This is a genomic window from Treponema sp. C6A8, from assembly GCF_000619925.1.
In the GTDB taxonomy this organism is placed as follows: Bacteria; Spirochaetota; Spirochaetia; order Treponematales; family Treponemataceae; genus Treponema_D.
The window spans coordinates 120995-135083 of record NZ_JHVB01000006.1 but is presented as its reverse complement, the minus strand read 5'-3'; the positions used below and the strand labels follow the sequence as shown (position 1 = coordinate 135083).

Sequence of the window (14089 nt, the reverse complement as noted above, 5' to 3'; positions counted from 1 at the left end):
GCGGGCAGGAGAAATATGTATGTGACAAAATCACACATTCATAAGTTCGTAAAACAAAACGCTCGATGCTTGTGCCACGTTCAGGCTGTCTACAAGGCTTTCCTTAACGCCGTCTTTCATGCCGCCCCATGGGATAATCACAAGTTCATCGCAGTTTGAACGCACAGTGTCACTGATTCCGTGCTCCTCGTTTCCAAGCACCAGTAGAACCGGCTTTTTACCACCGTCAGAAATCTTTTTTAGCTCGCTCACCTGCTTTCGTGCCTTCAAATCGGTACCCACGCGAACCATTTTGCCCGCAAGAGCCTCCAAAAGCCGAGCCGACGACCGCACCGAATAAATATTAACATATTCCATGCCGCCTTCCGCCACACGATAACTGCTTGTGGTAATGGAAGACTGCGCCTCATCAAGCGGAATAATGATATTTCTGATTCCAAAAAAAGCCGCACTGCGCACAATAGCGCCAAAATTAGCCGCGTTCCCTATTCTATCCAGAAGAACCGCATTTTCGCCGTTACTAACCCAGCTGTCCGTAATATCCGAATCAAGCGGTTGAATATCCGGCATATCAATCATCGCAACAACACCCTGATGGTGCACAGTTCCGCTCAGTTTTTCCAGATCCGCTGCCGGCTTCTGATTATAAATCCCATGATTCTGTGCCAGCTTCTTACAAAGTCCGCCAAACTTGGGCGCAACCTCTTCCGTAAAAAAAAGTCTCTTTATCTTCTCCGGATGATTTTTCTCCAGCTTTTTTACCGTCGCAAACCCGCACACCGCAAGTTCGTTGTTTTTCTTGTTCTTCATGCTGAACATTATGCACTTAATAGCAGTTTTATGCTATATTCTTCCTATGATTCGTAATTCCGGACATGCTGATCTGCCTCTTCATACGGGAACCGTTCCGCGCTGGCTTGCCGACCGAATGATGGTCATGGGCACGCTGATTGTGGAATCCCTGGTGCAGAATTACGGTCCTGACGAGGTTCTCGTGCGCCTTTCCGACCCCCTCTGGTTTCAGTCCTTTGGCGCCGTTATGGGAATGGACTGGCACAGCTCAGGAATTACGACCAGCGTTCTCTATGCTCTCAAACGCGGACTCAATCCACGGGCAAAAGAGCTTGGCATTTACGTTTGCGGCGGCCGCGGAAAATATTCTCGAATGACTCCCGACGAGCTTCTTGGCATTTCCGAGCGCGAAGGCCTCAACGGCGACTCCCTTGTCCGAAACAGCAAACTTGTCGCAAAGGTAGACAACAATGCCCTTCAGGACGGCTTCCAGCTCTACCAGCACAATTTTATTTTGACCCGCAACGGCAACTGGACCGTCGTTCAGCAGGGCATGAATCCGGCCTCAAAAACAGCCCGCCGCTATCACTGGTGCTCCGCCGACCTCCACTCTTTTGTCGAAAATCCTCACACCGGCGTCGTTGGCGAAAACCGCGGCCAGATTCTAAATCTTACTGATCCCGCCGCCCAGGGCACCCGCTCGTCAATCCTGGAACTTTCGCAGGAAAATCCCGACCGCATCATCAAAGAAATCCAGCAGATTGGAAAAGAGCCGTCGCAGATGATAATTATGCAGAATGGGGGAAGTTCCCCCCTCGCTACAGCCAGCAAGCTGTCTTCCGCTACCCCCTGTGCGGGGGACACCCCCGCAACGCCCCCGGCTCAGCCTGAACTTTTTGAAGGTCTCCCTCCGCTCTCTTCTGAAATTCCAGATCACATCCAGATTCAGACTACCGGCCGTTCACTTGTGATGCCTGCCCACCATGAAGTCCGCGCAGAAGACATAGACCTCAAACGCCTTGGCGGTGTTCTTGCCACAGCCTATGAAAATCAACCACAGGATTTTGAATCCCTGCTGCTTACACCAGGACTCGGTCCTCGTACCCTGCAGTCGCTCACCCTTGTAAGCGAAGTCATCTACGGAACACCTTCGCGATTTACCGACCCGGCACGCTTCAGTTTTGCCCACGGCGGAAAAGACGGCCATCCATTCCCGGTTCCCCTTAAAATCTATGATGAATCAATCAGAATTCTTCGAGACAGCATAGAAAAATCAAAACTCGGCTACCGCGAAAAATCAGACTGCATCCGTCGCCTTCATCAGACCGCGCTTAATATAGAACAACACTGCGCGCCTCAGGTAGACTTTGATGCCGCCATCGCGTACGAACACGAACATTCTAATGACTGGGACGGCAAAACTGTTTAGAGTGGTTGCTCAAACCTCAGTAAAGTTATATTTTTGAGTACCTATGAAACACAAAACTGTTTTTCTAGAAGGCTTCCGGGACGGAATTCCAATCGGGCTCGGATATTTTGCCGTATCATTTTCACTCGGAATCGTTGCAAGAAACGCAGGTCTCAACGCCATTCAGGGATTTTTTGCAAGCTTTTTCTGCGTTGCCTCTGCCGGTGAGTACGCACTTTTCACCTCAATTCAGTCAGCCGCAACCTTTGTCGAAATCGCAATTATCACTCTGGTAGTAAACGCCCGCTACCTGCTTATGAGCTGCTCATTAAGCCAGAAGTTTTCTCCGGACGCAGGATTAGTCCAACGCCTTTTTGTAGGCTTTGGTGTTACTGACGAAATTTTCGGAATCTCTTTTGGCCGCCGGGGTCAGCTGGAGCCTTTCTACAATTACGGTGCCATCGCCGTTGCCGTGCCTCTTTGGAGCATCGGAACTTCCCTTGGAATAATCGCAGGAAACTTCCTTCCAGCCCGCGTTGTAAGCGCACTTTCGGTAGCACTTTATGGAATGTTCCTTGCAATCATCATTCCGCCGGCAAAACGCAGCCTCACAATCGCCGTTGCAGTTACAGTAAGCTTTGCCGCAAGTTACGTTTGTACACTTCTCCCGCTCGTTAAGGAATTGTCAGGGGGTACAAGAACAATCATCCTCACAATCCTGATTTCCGCAATCTGCGCAATCTTAAAACCGCTTCCACAGGAGATAGAAAATGAATAAAAACCTTTACATCGCCCTAGCAGTTTTCACCGCCGCCGCAGTTTCCTATATAATCCGAGTTTTACCGCTCACTCTTATCCGAAAGCCAATCAAAAACCGTTTTATCCGCTCCTTTTTGTATTACGTTCCCTACGTCACCCTGGCAATCATGACCTTCCCGGCCATTGTTCAGGCAACCCAATCCCCAGTTGCAGGAATCGCCGCCCTCGCCATCGGAATTATTCTTTCCCTCTTCGGTGCCGGTCTATTCCCAGTAGCCTGCGTCTGCTGCGCTGTCGTTTTTGTGATTGAGTTATTCATATAAGAGATGTAACATATTTATATGTGTAAAAAATGTGGAAAACCAATGCCGGAAGGCACAATCTATAGAGATTCAACCTGCCAAAACTGCGGCGCAGACTTACATTCCTGTATCAACTGCAAATTTTATGCCCCAGGCAGCCACTACGACTGTCATGAAACTATAGAAGAACCCGTGCGCGATAAAGAACGCTCAAACTTCTGCGATTTTTTTAAGCCCGCAGTAACAGGCACTAGCTCGGGCTTGGCAGGAGGCACACCCGCTGACAAAGCCCAGAAAGCCCGCGACGCCTTCAACGCACTATTCAACTAGCATAAAAAAAGTGCCTGACTTAAAATCAGGCACTTTCTATTTAACCGTATGTTTTATTAAACCTTAAACTGATCAACCTGGTCGCCCATAGACCTAATAGAAGCTTCCATTTTTCCTGAAATATCGGAAAGGTTGGCGCTTGTCATATTGATGTGCTTAGCACCTTCTGACATTTCGTCCATGCCCTGTTTCATGCTGTATGTTGCATCCTGCAGGTGCTTGATTTCGCTGAGAATTGCCTTATTTCCTTCAGCCATTTCAAGAGAAGCTGTTTTTACTTCAGAACTGCTGTCATTCATATTGTGCAAAGCTTCGCTGATCTGCTTAGAACCTTCTTCCTGTTCCTGCATAGAATTAGAAATTTCCTGAACAAGATTATCAGTATTCTTAATTCCAATAGAAATCTCGCTCAAAGCCTTCTTAGCATCCTGAGAAGAACTTACAATCTCTTCAATTCCGTGTGTAATCTTAGTGAGCTGGTCACCGATTGTCTTAGACTGAGCAGATGATGTTTCACTAAGCTTTCTGATTTCGTCTGCAACAACACTGAAGCCCTTACCAGCTTCGCCGGCATGCGCTGCCTCGATTGCCGCATTCATTGCAAGAAGATTTGTCTGCTCTGCAATATCAGAAATTACAGTGTTTGCGTCCTGCAAAGCCTTAGATTCAGATTCAATCATCTCAATCTTATTGTTTACATCATCCTGCTTCTGAACACCAACGATAGCGCGCGATTGAAGAGTAGAGAATTCCTGTGCCATTCTCTGAACTGAATTATTAACCGAATTGATGTTTCCAATCATCTGCTCAACAGCCGCACTAGCCTGTACAACCGAAGAAGACTGAGATTCAATCATCTTGTTCAATGAATCAATATTCGAAGCAATCTGATTTACGGCGCCTGCAGTTTCGTTAACGCTGCCAGTCTGAGTAGCAATACTTGTACCGATGCTTTCAATATTTGCAGTGATTTCTGTTACCGATGAAGCTGTATCATTAATGCTAGACTGCAAAGTTTCACCCGCATAAACAAGCTCATCCTTAGAAGCCTTCATAGTAGAAATGATTTCCTGAAGCTTCTGACTGAAAAGATTAAATCCTTCAACTACGCGGCCAACTTCATTATTAAGCTTCAAATTAATTCGTTTAGTCAAATCAGCATTACCTGTAGCAATTTCAAGAATAGCGTCTTCTACCTTCTTAAGAGGCTTAAGAGCCTTATAAACTGTCAGTGAAGCAATTATGAGTACAAGAATAACCAGAACTACAGCGCAGACAATCATAATTTTTGCTACGTTGTGAGCCAGGGCTGTAACCTTTCTTCCGTCAAGCATAACTGAAAGTGACCACTTTGTTTTTGCAATCGGAGTGTAAACGCAGAGAACTTCTCCAAGCTCAGATTTAACCCAAACTGAATCGCTGATTCCGATGAAAGTATCGCTTACAATCTGTTCTGTTACTTCTTCACTCTGAGGGCTTTCATTAAAGGCATCCATAATATAATCTTCGCCCAGAACATTGATTCGTGAACCATTTCCTGCGCGGAGTACAGCGGCACCTAAATCCTCAAGAGCAATATCTTCAAGAAGCTTTGTAATATTATCAACCTGAATTACACCGCAGAAAAATCCGACTGTGTGGCCGTTTGCCTTTGCAGCCTTACAAACATGAACAATTGTCTGGCCGGTTGATTTAGATGTAGTAGGGTCATCAATGTAAACTTCCTTACCCATCTGCATGATAGCCTGCCAGTAATCACGGTCCCTGATTCCTACCTGGCTTCCCTTATCAGAATAAAAAACAGCGCTTGAATCACTGTAACCGATATAGTCAAAAACTTCAGGACGATGATCAATATGGTCACGCATCCATTCAACAATCTGCTCACCGTCTTCAGTTTCAATTACGTCAGCCTCTGTGTAATAAGACAAATAAGCAAGATACTGATCGATAGTATGTCTGATTCCGTCAGCATATTCTTTAGTAACTTCCTCATAGCGGTCAACAGTTGAATGACGCAAAGCAGGACGTACATATCCTTCTATTAAGCCTATTGTTTCCAGAACATTCAGCAAAATAGTTGTAATACCAATTATGAGAGTAATTTTGACAAAAAGATGCCCTTTAGATTTTCCTTTTGCCTCTTTTACTTTCTTTTGTTTTTTAGTTTTCTTTTCGTTTGTAACATTTTCATCAGAATCTGACATATTTTTACGAACTCCTAATTTTTTCATTTCATGTTTATTAATTATATTTTATACTTAGTATATAGAAATACTATTATAAATTTTTTCGTCAGTTAATATAGTTTTCTTTAAATTATAAAAATAATTAATATGGATACACTTGAAGACTTCACTAACGTATTTTCTCTGAATTCTATAAACCTAAATCTGCTTGGAAAAGCTTTAAAAGCCTGGTCTCTGGAAAATTACTGCGCGAATATTTCAAAAGATAAATTCATTGGTGATATAGTTTATTTCGATCAGGGTGAAACAAAAACCCTTACGACCTTTCAGGATTTGAAACCGCCATTTTCTTTTACTTCCTTTCATAAATGGTGGGCAGATACCATGCTTTTATCAAATTCTGTTCTTTATCGAAAATTCAACAATATTGAATATCTGAAAGAGCAGTTTGAAGCAGGCCATACCAAAATTGATTTTATCTATAATACCCAGCTTATAGACGGAAGCTTCAGCAATGTGCGCCAGGTTTCCTATCTTACAAAATCTGATAATTCTGATGATCTGCTCATGTTCACAATGCTCATGCCTATTCCAGACAGAGCAATCAAAGATGCAGATTTCAAATTCAATAAATCTATCATCCAGTCTCTTTCATCAGATTTTGAAGCCGTGTTTTATGCAGACCTTAAAAATGACACGATTTCTCAAATCCGATTAACTCCAGAATTTCAGAACCGAAATAAAAAAATAAACGACGTAGTTATCTATTCTGTTTTCTGCAAATATTTTGCATCCAATATAGTAAAAGATGATTTTGAAACTACCCTTCTTGCCCTGAACAAAAAAAATGTTTACCGCGAGTTCTACTCAAAGGATATGTTCACAATCAATTACAGGCTGCAGAATAATAACGAGTCCAATTCGCATTATCAGATTAAATTAGTAAAAACTAATGACTGGGATACCCGAAATACCTTCATTCTGGGAATTCATAATATTGATGAAGAAAACAAAAAGAACCTGGAACAGGTAGAAAGAATTCAGCGGCAGACAGAACTTAACCTTCAGCTTAACGCCGTTATCAACACAATGTCAGATGACTACACAAGCATCTTCTACATTGAATTTGATAAAGACCGCGTATTTGAATATCGAACCAGTGATTTCTACCGCCGAATGCAGCCGATTTCATCAGATTTGTTTGTCTCGATTCCAAAGTTTATGGATATTTTACGCCATATCTGTCTGACAAAAATCGACCCGGAAAATCAGGAAAAAATCCTGGAAATGCTTTCGGCATCAAAAATCAAATCAACTCTGGCTGCAAATCCTTTCTATTATTATGATTTTAAAATCAACCTGCCGGAAGTTGGAGAAACCTGGTATCAGTTAAAAATGGTTCGCGATACAAGATACAAACGCGAGCTCAACGTCGTGCTGGGCTATCGAAACATTGATAAACAACGCCGCCAGGAAATGTCGCAGAAACAGGAACTTGAAGAGGCAAAACTGAAAGCCGAAGCAGCAAACAAGGCAAAATCAACTTTCCTCTTTAATATGTCTCACGATATCCGAACGCCAATGAACGCCATCATCGGTTATTCTTCAATGGCAGAAAAATATCTTGATAATCCGCAAAAGGTTCATGACTGCCTTGAAAAAGTTAAGATGAGCAGTGAGCACCTTCTTAAACTGATTAACGACGTTCTTGATATGGCCCGAATCGAAAACGGAAAAATCACGCTTGATGAAAAGCCAATCAACATCCGTGAAACAATTAATAAAATTGTTGAGATGGAATCAGTTAATGCCCAGATGAATCAACTTGACCTGGACGTTACTTTCAAGGATTTAGCAAATGAATTTGTTATTGCTGATGAATTCCGCCTCAGCCAGATATTTTTGAATATCGTTGGAAACTCGCTCAAATACACAAAAGCCGGCGGAAAAATTCATATTACAATCTCAGAGCTTAAAAGTAAAAAAGAAGAAACTGCAGCCTATGAATTCATAATCGAAGACACAGGTATCGGAATGAAAAAAGAATTCATTTCGCATATTTTTGAAATGTTCTCCCGTGAACGCAACATGACTGATACAGGAATTCAGGGAACAGGTCTTGGAATGGCAATTGTAAAAAATCTTGTTGACCTGATGGGTGGAAAAGTAAAAATCGAAAGTGAACTTGGAAAAGGAACAAAAGTAACTTTCCTCTTTAATTTTAAAATCCAAAATCAGCAGCAGATTAAGCAGACCAAAGAACCGGCCAAGAAGAAGTCTAAAATCAACCTTAAAAACAAACGCGTTCTTCTGGTTGAAGATAATGAACTCAACCGGGAAATTGCCCGCGACATTCTGGAAGATGAAGGCCTGATTGTAGAAGAAGCTGTAAACGGAGCTGTAGCAGTTTCACAGGTTCAGAAATCAGAAAACGAACCTTACGACTTTATCCTTATGGATGTTCAGATGCCTTATATGGACGGCTATGAAGCAACACGCCTGATTAGAAAAATGAAGAACAAAAAGCTGGCAAATCTTCCTATTATTGCCATGACTGCCAACGCTTTTGAAGAAGATAAAAAACGAGCTTTGGAAAGCGGAATGAACGCTCATCTTTCAAAACCAATTCACCGCGAAATTCTTTTTGAAACAATTTCGCAGTTCTTTAACTAAGATTTTAATCAATTTTGTCTGCAAGAAGTTTCCAATACACCTGTATAGATTAATTACTTCAGACCGCCTTCTGAGCAGACAATCACATTCTTTCCTTTCATCTTTCCTTCATAGAGATTTGCTTCCGCATCAATCAGCATTTCTGTATATTCAATTCCCGGCTGATAGAAACTTAAACCGCCGCTAATAGTAACTTTGAATTTTTTACCATTATCTACAAAAACCTGACCGGCAATATTTTCGCGTATTCGATTTGCAGCAGCCTCTGAAGTTTTTTTATCAGCCTGAAGCAGAACCAGGAATTCTCCGCCGCCCCATCTGAAAACCTTGTCTTTTGCAGAAACTCCCTTCTGAATAATTTCCGATGTAATGCGCAAAACCTCATCACCAACATCATGGCCAAAGCCTTCATTAATCTGCTTGAAATCATCCAGATCAAAAATGATAACAGAAAAAATTTGATTTTCTTCAACAGCCTGATTCATGAATTCCTTAATGTGAGTCTTAAGACTGTGCCGCGTTAAAAGGTGGGTTACGCTGTCGAAGTTCATCAAAACCTGAATGTATTTAAGTGCAGCCACAAGAGCTACAATCAGAATTATCAGAAGAAGAATGCCGGTGATGATAAATACAGAATAATCATCCCAGAAGTCATAAAAGGAATAACTCTTATCCGCAATCGAATATTTGATAAGTTCGGCATTCAAATCATTTTTATTAATTATGGAAATCAACTTATTCACTAAGGGAATGACGGCTTTATTGTTATTATCCGAAGCAAAGCAGAGGTCAGCAGAAGAATCCATATTTACCATTGTCAGGCTGCGATATTTTTCCCGGCCGAATAAAAATGATGAAGCGGCGCTGGTGTTCACAACAACGCTGTAGATTTCCCCAGTAAGAAGAGCATGCAGACACTCATCCATTCTGTCGTAATAGTGAATTTCTGAAAGCCGGGAAGTTTCTGTATTTTCAAAATATTCAGCAGCTCGCTTGCCTCTTAATACTCCAACCTTCTTGATAAACTTTTCGTAAGACATTCCCTGGATATAAACGTATGAAAAACTTGCAGAAAGACATGGCATGGAAAGAGCGATTTTATTTTCTTCAGCAGAATAAAGGTCATACAAAAAAGGAAAAGCAATATCAATTTCCCCGGATTTGAGGGCATTTATAATATCTTCTTTCTCTTCGTAATAAGAATATTTAATCGGAAGGTCGTATAAACCAAACTGAGTTTTTAATCTGTTCAAAATAAAGCTAACGACGCCGGAATTATCATTCAGGCGATTTTCAGGCGAAAACAAAAAATCATTTGTAAAACAGCCTACATTCAAACTTGTTTTTGTAGAAAGCCAGTCCATTTCATTCTGCGAAAGGCGTTTTGTAATAGATGTGCTGGAAAAGTATTTTCCCCAGAGATTATTGTTGTAATAAGGATTAGAAATATAAAGCGTTGTCTGAGCCTCGTTCAATTCCTTAAGCAAATCAGGACGGGCTTTAGAAACAGCAACGAAAATGTCAGAAGATCCTATTTTTGCCACCGGTTCCCAGTCAAAGTTAGAAATTAAATCAATTGCCAGAAACAAATCATAATTTCCCTTATTAAACTCTTCTTCGTTAACTTTATCAAAAGGAACAAGGGAAATATTAAGATTTACGTCGTGGCGCTTAAGCCATTCCATCAAAAGTCCGTACTGATAGGTTCCTTTTCCCAGCGCAATAGTTTTTCCGTTTAATGAAGAAAGATTTTCTGCCACTACATCCGGATTATGCTTATTTACGTACAAATAATAATTTTCCTGCGCCATCGGGAATTCCGAATAACTGAAAAGCTTACTGCGGGCCTCAGAATAAGAAACATCTGTAAGAATATCTATTTCTCCCGAAATAAGTTTCTGGTAAAGTTCATCCCAGTAGCCGTAAACATATTCAAAATCCCAGTCCGTATAAGAACCAAGCGTCTGAAGATATTCATAAGAAAAGCCGGATTTCTTTCCCGTGTCAGAAGTGTATTGCATTACCCTTCCGCCGTCCTTGAAATACCCTACCCTTACAGTTTTCGCATTCAGGCAGAAAAGACTCATAGAAATAATTAAAGTCGAAAAAATCTTCTTCATATCTAATATTCTAAAACTGAATTCAATATTTAGGAAATTTTATTTTCATATATTCCGTGCTCATCAATGAAAACTCATTATAAACTAAGGAAGTTAAACTGGCGCGAGGTTACAGAGTGTGGGGCAAAAACACTCTGGTTGTGGCGGTCGCGAAAGCGACCATATCTATAGTTTCTTTACCACAAACAGCGTGTAGCGCGATATCGCGCGGTTTTGTTCCATACTCTGTAACCGGGAGTCATATGTAAATAATTTATTTATATTGGTTTTATTTCTACTAACTATCTTTCATTAAAAAGTTAACTAACTATCGATTGTTATAAATTTCTAGAGATGATGTTTCACGTGGAACATGAGAGAAGTTCGCTGGCGAACTTCTTGATTGATAGCAAAGCGTTAAGAAAATTGCGAGAGCAATTTTTAGCTTTACTTATCTGATGTTAATATTTTGGTTCCACGTGAAACTTTTACAAATGAGCGTTCCACTGTGTTTCATGTGAAACTTTGTTTAATTATCCATTTGGGTACGTTTCATGTGAAACATAAGAGAAGACGCCCATTCTCTTTTTACACAAACAGATTATCTGGTCAAGCCAGATAATGACATATTACTCATGTTTCACGTGGAACAATCCCCCACACAACTTATCCACATCATGTGGAGAAATTGTGGATAACTTTCAGACTTATCCACATAGTTAACAAGCTATCCACAATATGTGTATAACTGTTTATTCTGTTTCACGTGGAACATCAGCTGGAAATTTTTACCTGGATTTGTAATAAAAAGATAAGTTAAAAATAAAAGGGCTAATCAATCCGTTGATTAGCCCTTCGCCTGATTAATATCACCCTTAAACTATTTGAAATAGTTGTTACCCTTAATATAATTATCAGTTATTTAGCATAATTTGTCAACAAAATATACCAAATTACTGAATAATTTTTAAGTTTTATCAATATCTATGTAATTCTATATATTATATAGAATTACTCGTCTTTATCCTGAATTTTGTCAATTCCAACAAGATAATCAGGTTCATTTACCTTTACAAGGGTTACACCAGAAGCTCCTGCTCCCTGTTCCTTAATATCTGTTGCTTTAAGGCGCAGAGTCTTACCCTGGCTGGTCATAAACACAAGTTCATCCTTAAGTTTAATGTCCAGAGCTCCAATAATTTCACCCTTAGAATCAGTGTTTCCAAAGATTTTCTGACCGCTTGTTCCTCGACCGTGAGTATTAAAGTTATCGAATGAAACTCGTTTTCCAAATCCTTTTTCTGTTACAAGGATGATACTTGAGTCTTCTTCAACTTTAACGGCAGCGGCAATTTCATCACCTTCAGAAAGCTTCATTCCCTTAATACCGCAGCTTGCGCGTCCCATCTCGCGGACAGAATCTTCTGTAATGCGGAGGGCCTTACCACGGCGGGAAATCATCATTACTTCAGCATTACCACTTGTCTGGATTGCGCTTACAAGTTTGTCTCCTTCGTGGAGTTTAATTCCGATAATTCCCTTAGCACGGGCATTTGTGAATTCACTTGTGCAAACGCGTTTTACAGTTCCTTCAGAAGTAATCATAAAGAGGTACTGACTGTCGCTGAATTCCTTGAGTGAAACAACAGTTGTAATTTCTTCATCCGGCCCGATTGAAAGGAGTCCCTTGATATGAGCACCACGGCTTGCTTTTTCTGACTCTGGAATTTCGTGAAGACGGATCCAGTAAGCGCGACCCAGGTTTGTAATGAACAAGAGATAATCTTTTGTAGAACCAATGAAGAGCTGTTTGATGTAATCATCTTCAAGGAGGTTTGTACTGTTACTGCCGGCCCCTCCCCTACCCTGCTTCTTGTATTTTGAAACAGAAACACGTTTGATGTAACCAAGGCGGGAAATCATTACAACCATGTCCTCGTCCTTAATCATATCTTCAACGTTGATTTCTTCTACTTCATCAGCAACGATGTCTGTGCGGCGGTCGTCACCATATTTTTCTGCAAGTGCATTTGTATCAGATTTAATCAGCTGCAAAATCTTTTCATGGTGATCAAGCAGATCCTGCAGGTAATCAATCCATGCCTGCAGCTCTTTAATTTCCTTCTGCAAATCTTCAATAAGAAGATGTGTAAGGCGTTTGAGCTGCATATCAACAATTGCCTGTGCCTGCTCATCATCAAAGTCAAAACGTTTTTCCAGAGCAAGTTTTGCCGCTTCTGTATCCCGGCTTTCCTTGATGATTTTAATTACTTCATCAATATTGTTGATTGCGGTAATCAAAGCTTCAAGAATGTGCATACGGTGTTTTGCAATCTTCAAATCATAAATCGTGCGGCGGGTAATTACTTCGTCGCGGTGATTTACAAAGTGCATGATAAGCTGCTTAAGGTTCAGAACCTCAGGCTTAAGGTATTCAGGTTTAAGTGTAAGAAGACCCGGCTCATCATAACGTGGAGCTCCTTCCTTTTCCTGTGGAACCAGGGCAAGGTTGATTACACCAAAATTCGACTGTAAATCAGTTTTTGCAAAAAGCTGGTTGAGGACAATCTTTGTGATTGCACCTTTTTTCAAATCTACTACAAGGCGCATACCTGAACGGTCAGATGATTCATCGTTGGCATTTGTTACACCTTCAATCATCTTGTCGCGGATAAGCTCTTTTATGCGGCGGATAATGTTTGTTGTGTTTACGCCGTAAGGCACTTCTGTAAATACAATTGATTCACGCCCGTGCTTGTCAGTTTCAATTGTGAACTTAGAACGGATTACAATTTTTCCGCGGCCTGTTGTGTAAGCCTTTTTAATTCCAGCCTTACCGTAAATAATACCGCCGGTCGGGAAGTCCGGACCTTTGATATGATGCATCAGTTCATCAATTGAAATATCAGGATTATCAATATAGGCAGAAATAGCTGCGGCTACTTCGCGCAGGTTATGGGTTGGCATGTTTGTTGCCATACCAACGGCAATACCTGTAGTTCCATTACAAAGAAGAAATGGGAAAGCAGCTGGAAGAACTGACGGCTCCTTTGTGGTGTCATCAAAGTTCGGAATCATATCAACCGTATTTTTAGAAATGTCCGCAACCATCTCTTCGGTGATTTTAGACATCTTGGCTTCGGTGTATCGGTAAGCAGCGGCAGGGTCACCGGCGATTGTACCAAAGTTTCCCTGTGGAGTTACTGTTGTATAGCGCTGAGCAAAATCCTGACCAAGACGAACAAGTGCATCGTAAACAGAAGCGTCTCCGTGAGGATGGTAATGTCCCAATACTTCACCGACGATTGTCGCACACTTTTTAGTCTTTCCACCGCTTGCAAGATGAAGTGTATCCATTGCATACATTATTCGTCGGTGAACCGGCTTAAGTCCGTCACGAACATCCGGCAGGGCACGCTGAACAATTACCGACATAGAATAGTCGATGTATGCCTGTTTTACTTCATCCTCAATTGGAATTTTTATAACTGTTCCACCTTCAGGTGTTTTAATTTCTTCCATTTTTTATTTCCTTTA

General features: G+C 41.3%; 9 protein-coding genes. 5 read left to right on the top strand and 4 right to left on the bottom strand.

What is annotated here, in order from left to right; genetic code table 11:
* Positions 1-30: 30 nt before the first annotated feature.
* The gene (locus tag T530_RS0106565; protein ID WP_027728324.1) at positions 31-810 is read right to left on the bottom strand and encodes an RNA methyltransferase; all 780 of its coding nucleotides are present in this window, start codon (positions 808-810) and stop codon (positions 31-33) included.
* Positions 811-856: 46 nt separating this feature from the next.
* Here T530_RS0106565 and T530_RS0106560 point away from each other — a divergent pair, with 46 nt between their 5' ends.
* The 4 genes from T530_RS0106560 to T530_RS0106545 are packed head-to-tail and all read left to right on the top strand — an operon-like array spanning position 857 to position 3591.
* Positions 857-2221, top strand: a complete 1365-nt coding sequence (locus T530_RS0106560; protein ID WP_027728323.1) for a DUF763 domain-containing protein — start codon at positions 857-859, stop codon at positions 2219-2221.
* 43 nt (positions 2222-2264) lie between these two features.
* Positions 2265-2978: an AzlC family ABC transporter permease gene (locus tag T530_RS0106555; protein ID WP_027728322.1), complete on the top strand. Its 714-nt coding sequence runs from the start codon at positions 2265-2267 to the stop codon at positions 2976-2978.
* A complete protein-coding gene (locus tag T530_RS0106550; protein WP_027728321.1) occupies positions 2971-3282 on the top strand; it encodes an AzlD domain-containing protein in 312 nt (103 codons plus the stop codon). Before T530_RS0106555 ends, T530_RS0106550 begins: the two co-directional genes overlap by 8 nt.
* 18 nt (positions 3283-3300) lie before the next feature.
* Positions 3301-3591: a hypothetical protein gene (locus T530_RS0106545; protein ID WP_027728320.1), complete on the top strand. Its 291-nt coding sequence runs from the start codon at positions 3301-3303 to the stop codon at positions 3589-3591.
* A 56-nt stretch (positions 3592-3647) separates the two neighbouring features.
* Here T530_RS0106545 and T530_RS0106540 read toward each other — a convergent pair whose 3' ends face one another.
* Positions 3648-5825, bottom strand: a complete 2178-nt coding sequence (locus T530_RS0106540) for a methyl-accepting chemotaxis protein (RefSeq protein WP_081773684.1) — start codon at positions 5823-5825, stop codon at positions 3648-3650.
* A 102-nt stretch (positions 5826-5927) separates the two neighbouring features.
* Here T530_RS0106540 and T530_RS14720 point away from each other — a divergent pair, with 102 nt between their 5' ends.
* A complete protein-coding gene (locus tag T530_RS14720) occupies positions 5928-8453 on the top strand; it encodes a hybrid sensor histidine kinase/response regulator (protein ID WP_051537869.1) in 2526 nt (841 codons plus the stop codon).
* A gap of 53 nt (positions 8454-8506) precedes the next feature.
* Here T530_RS14720 and T530_RS0106530 read toward each other — a convergent pair whose 3' ends face one another.
* Entirely contained in the window at positions 8507-10573 is a 2067-nt protein-coding gene (locus T530_RS0106530; RefSeq protein ID WP_027728318.1) for a GGDEF domain-containing protein, read from the bottom strand.
* Positions 10574-11563: 990 nt separating this feature from the next.
* Entirely contained in the window at positions 11564-14074 is a 2511-nt protein-coding gene (gene gyrA / locus T530_RS0106525) for a DNA topoisomerase (ATP-hydrolyzing) subunit A (protein ID WP_027728317.1), read from the bottom strand.
* Between the last annotated feature and the right edge of the window lie 15 nt (positions 14075-14089).

Coding starts and splice junctions, on each gene's coding strand:
- T530_RS0106565 (WP_027728324.1), bottom strand. CDS start 810: ATGAAGAACAAGAAAAACAACGAACTTGCGGTGTGCGGGTTTGCGACG.
- T530_RS0106560 (WP_027728323.1), top strand. CDS start 857: ATGATTCGTAATTCCGGACATGCTGATCTGCCTCTTCATACGGGAACC.
- T530_RS0106550 (WP_027728321.1), top strand. CDS start 2,971: ATGAATAAAAACCTTTACATCGCCCTAGCAGTTTTCACCGCCGCCGCA.
- T530_RS0106555 (WP_027728322.1), top strand. CDS start 2,265: ATGAAACACAAAACTGTTTTTCTAGAAGGCTTCCGGGACGGAATTCCA.
- T530_RS0106545 (WP_027728320.1), top strand. CDS start 3,301: ATGTGTAAAAAATGTGGAAAACCAATGCCGGAAGGCACAATCTATAGA.
- gyrA (WP_027728317.1), bottom strand. CDS start 14,074: ATGGAAGAAATTAAAACACCTGAAGGTGGAACAGTTATAAAAATTCCA.
- T530_RS0106540 (WP_081773684.1), bottom strand. CDS start 5,825: ATGAAAAAATTAGGAGTTCGTAAAAATATGTCAGATTCTGATGAAAAT.
- T530_RS14720 (WP_051537869.1), top strand. CDS start 5,928: ATGGATACACTTGAAGACTTCACTAACGTATTTTCTCTGAATTCTATA.
- T530_RS0106530 (WP_027728318.1), bottom strand. CDS start 10,573: ATGAAGAAGATTTTTTCGACTTTAATTATTTCTATGAGTCTTTTCTGC.